This window comes from Mesorhizobium sp. M7A.F.Ca.CA.002.15.2.1 (genome assembly GCF_003998715.1).
In the GTDB taxonomy this organism is placed as follows: domain Bacteria; phylum Pseudomonadota; class Alphaproteobacteria; order Rhizobiales; family Rhizobiaceae; genus Mesorhizobium; species Mesorhizobium ciceri.
Genome location: NZ_RZPI01000532.1, coordinates 1 through 3984 on the forward strand (window position 1 = coordinate 1; position 3984 = coordinate 3984).

Consider the following 3984-nt stretch of genomic DNA (forward strand, 5'->3'; position numbering starts at 1 on the left):
TCGATGTCGAGGGCGGCGGCGAGCGGCCAGATCCCCTTGACGCGCAGCGAGGACATGCCGCGCTCGATCTGGCTCAATGCACCGATCGACACGCCGGCCTTTGCCGCAAGATCGGCCAGCGACAGCTTGCGCTCCAGCCGCAGCGCCCGCACCCGCCTGCCGACCCGCACATCGGCATCGTCCTTCGGCTTTTCAGCCGTTTCGTCCAGCATGTCCATGCGTTAGTCCTCGTTTGCTTTCCCTTCTCCCCTTGTGGGAGAAGGTGGATCGGCGCGCAGCGCCGAGACGGTTGAGGGGTGTTCCAGCGGAGTGAGACGCTGGTGTTCCCTGGAGCACCCCTCATCCGTCGCCTTCGGCGACACCTTCTCCCACAAGGGGAGAAGGGGGAGCTTTATCCCCCCGCCTTCACCTTCTCAAACATCTTGGCGAGGTCGTCATTCTGTTTCATCGGTCCGGTGAAGATGGTGGTCTTCAGCATCACCTCCGGGTCGGACGGCAGCTGCAATTTCTCCAGCTCCTCCTTCGGCACCGCCGCGAAGGCCGAACTGGTCGAGCTGCCATAGCCGTAGGCCTCGATCAGGTATTTGCCGGAATCCGTCTCCAGCCGGCTGTTGATGAAATCATAGGCGAGGTCGACATTCTTGGCGTCCTTGAGCATCACGAAGCCGCAGGCCCAGGTCAGCATGCCCTCCTTGGGCTTCATGAACTCGACCGGCACGCCCTGCTTCTTGAGCGAGGTGGCCGACGCGTTCCAGGTCATGGCGGCGACCAATTGGCCGCTGGCCAGCGCCTGTTCGACGGAGGTCATGTCGGTGGTGTAGTTGGAGAGCAGCGGGCGCTGCTCGCGCAGCTTCTCGGCCACCTTGTCCATTTGCTCCGGCGTCATGTCGAACGGATTGACGCCGGCGAGCAGCGCCGCCACGACAGGCGTGTCATGCACCGCGTCGATCGTCGCCATGCGACCGGCATACTGCTTGTCCCACAAAAGGTTCCAGCTCGCTTCCGGGTTCTTCACCAGATCGGTGCGGTAGAGGATCGAGGTGTTGCCCCAGTCCCACGGCACCATCCAGACCTTGCCGTCGCCAGCCTGCAGGTCTGGCAGGTTCTTGAACACCGGGAAGATCGAGTCCCAGTTCTTGATGCGCTTGGTGTCGATCGGCTGCAGCAGGCCTTCCTTGTTCCAGCGCGCCACCTTGTCATAGCAGGGATGCGCAATGTCGGGTCGGAAGCCGGCCTTGACCTTGGTGAAGGCGTCATCGTCGTCACCGAAGATCGAGGCCTCGACGCCATCGGGATGCGCGGCAAGGAAGCTCTTGTTGAAGTCGGGCAGTTCATAGCCCGACCAGGTGAAATATTGCAGTTTGTCGCCGGCGAAAGCGACGGTCGACGACAGCGCCAGCGCGAACGCCGTCAATCCAGCGCAAACAGTCTTTGCAGAGATCGATTTCAGGTCGAATGCCATTGCAGTTCTCCTCTCTTGGTTTGTTTTGGTTGTGATGGATCCGCAGGCTTTGGCGCCGTGGCGGACAAGCCGCGATGGCGCAGGATTTCAGCTGCTGCAGCGATGACGAAGGACACCGCCAGGATCGAAGTGCCCAGTGCCATCACCGTCGGCAGCGACCGGGGAAAACGCAGCTGGCTCCAGATGTAGAGCGGCAGCGTCGGCTCGGTGCCGGCCAGGAAGAACACGACGATGAATTCATCGAAGGAGATCAGGAAGGCCAGCATGAATGCCGAGACGATGGCCGGCAGGCTGAGCGGCAGCATGACCCGCCGGAAGGTCGTCCAGTCGGAGGCGCCGAGATCGAGTGCCGCCTCGCGAATGGTTTTCGGGATGGCGGCGAAGCGGCTGCGCATGATCACCACGGTCGTCGGCAGCGCCACCAATATATGGCCGAGAACGATGGCGACGCGCGATGGCCCCAGACCAACGAGGTTGATGAGGATCAGCAGCGATATGCCGACGATGACGCCCGGGATCAGGATCGGCAGCCTTGCGATGGCGCTGATGGTGGCGGCCAGCGGCGAGCGGCCGTAGAGGTCCATGTAGGATACGGTTATGCCGCACAGCGTCGCACCCGTGGCGGCGAAGGCGCCGATGGCGAGGCTGTTCAAGAGTGCACCGGTCAGCGCCGAATTGCCGAACAGCGTCGCGTACCATTGCAAGGTAAAACCTTGCAGCGGAAACGCTGCCTGGATCGAGTTGTTGAAGGAAAACAGCGGGATCAGCAGCACCGGCAGATAGAGAAAGACCAGATAGGCGGCGATATACATGCCGAGCCAGCGGCCACCTCCGTGCGTGCGTGCAGTGCTCATGTGCGGCTGCCAAATCTGCGGTCGGCGAAGCGCGCGACCAGCACCACGCACAGGATGACCAGCATGACGGCGACGGAGAGTGCTGCGCCAAACGGCCAGTCATTGGCCTTGCCGAATTGCGCCTGGATCAGCGTGCCGATCATGGTGCTGGCCGGGCCGCCGACGAGCGCCGGCGTGACATAGTCGCCGACCGTCGGCACGAAGACGACGAGGGCTGCCGCCAGCACGCCCGGCATCGAATTGGGCAGCACGATCCGGCGGAAAGAGGTGAATGGCCGCGCGCCGAGATCGGAAGCGGCCTCGATCAGCGATTTCGGGATGGTGTCCAGCGCCACGTAGATCGGCAGGATGGCGAAAGGCGCATAGGCGTGCGCCAGCGTGACGACGACGGCGGCCGGCGTGTTGAGAAAGGCCAATGTCGGCTCGGACCAGATGCCGCTTTCGATCAGCGCCGAGTTCAAAACGCCATTGTAGGCGAGCACGATCTTCCAGGCGAAGACGCGCAGGAGATAGCTGGTCCAGAACGGCAGCGTCACCAGGAACAGCAGCAGGCCGCGCCGCCGGCCGGTATGGAAGGCAAGGTAGTAGGCGACGGGATAGGCAGTGACGACCGTCGCCAGCGTGACCAGAGCGGCAATGATCAGCGAGCGCAGCGTCACCGTCCAGTACAGCGGATCGGACACCACGGTGACGAAGTTCGCGACGGTGAAACCGGCGCCGAGCAGCGAACCGTCATTGCCGCGGAAGGCGAGGAAAAGCACGAGGCCAAGCGCAAACAGGATCAGCAGGAAGGTGACCAGCGCGCCCGGCAGCAGCATGGCGACCCGGAAGCCCTGGGAAGACCGGGCCTCTGGCGCTGATGTTGCAACTAGGGTCGACATCGACCTGCCTATTGGAAATTTGAAATTGGCCTAGAGTTTTTCATATCCATGAAACTGTCAAGCAGAATCCCCTAACGGAACTCCAAGGAGATAAAGCGCCCTGGTCAGCGCTCCAACGCATCGAGCAGGCGATACCAGGCGATGGTCGCGGCGACGCCGACCTGGCGGAAGGCGTGAAACGGGATCGGCCGGATCGGCGAGACCGGGAAAGGCAATTGCCTGGCGTCGCCACTTTGGAGGTAGCCGGCGATGCGCTCGCCAAGCGCAGTCATCAGGCCGACACCACGACCCTGGCAGCCGACCACGGCGAGCAGGCCTTTCTCCGGCTCGTGGATGTGCGGCAGGTGGTCCGGCGTCATCGCAACCCGGCCGAACCAGCGCTTCTCGATGGGAACGCCGGACAGCGAGGGATAGAGCCGTACCAGCGCACGCTCGAGATGCGCCCAGTCGCCGGCGCTCGTCGGCAGCGCCATGCGGCCCCGTCCGCCAAGCACCAGCCGGCCGTCGGCGCTCTTGCGGTAGTAGACGAGGATGCGCCTGGAGTCCGACACCGCCTGCCCTTCCGGCAGGATCGTGGCCGCCAGATTGGACGGCAGCGGCGCTGTGGCGATCTGAAAGGAATGCAGCGGCACGATCGTCTGGGCGAGACCGGGGATCAGACCGTCCGTATAGGCGTTTGTCGCCAGCACGACCGCCTTTGCCTGCAATTCCAGGCCATTTTCGATCAAAATACGCCAAACACCGGCGGCATTGGCGAGCCGCACGACCCTTTGGCGCTCTGCTATCC

Annotated in this window: 5 protein-coding genes; all 5 read right to left on the minus strand. The window is 63.3% G+C overall.

Annotation, left to right across the window (positions count from 1 at the left end):
* Window positions 1-218: helix-turn-helix transcriptional regulator (locus ENZ74_RS24345; RefSeq protein ID WP_164761173.1), on the minus strand; the 218-nt coding region annotated here is incomplete at its 3' end.
* A gap of 173 nt (window positions 219-391) precedes the next feature.
* Complete coding sequence (locus ENZ74_RS24350) at window positions 392-1462, minus strand: ABC transporter substrate-binding protein (RefSeq protein ID WP_024502621.1); 1071 nt, start codon at window positions 1460-1462, stop codon at window positions 392-394.
* Window positions 1447-2316 (minus strand): ABC transporter permease, encoded by an 870-nt coding sequence (locus tag ENZ74_RS24355; RefSeq protein ID WP_063167637.1) that lies wholly within the window; start codon window positions 2314-2316, stop codon window positions 1447-1449. The genes ENZ74_RS24350 and ENZ74_RS24355 overlap by 16 nt, the downstream gene beginning before the upstream one ends.
* The gene (locus tag ENZ74_RS24360; RefSeq protein WP_063167636.1) at window positions 2313-3197 is read right to left on the minus strand and encodes an ABC transporter permease; all 885 of its coding nucleotides are present in this window, start codon (window positions 3195-3197) and stop codon (window positions 2313-2315) included. The genes ENZ74_RS24355 and ENZ74_RS24360 overlap by 4 nt, the downstream gene beginning before the upstream one ends.
* Before the next feature lie 104 nt (window positions 3198-3301).
* The coding region (locus ENZ74_RS24365; protein ID WP_164761174.1) for an FAD-binding oxidoreductase at window positions 3302-3984 on the minus strand (683 nt) is incomplete at its 5' end.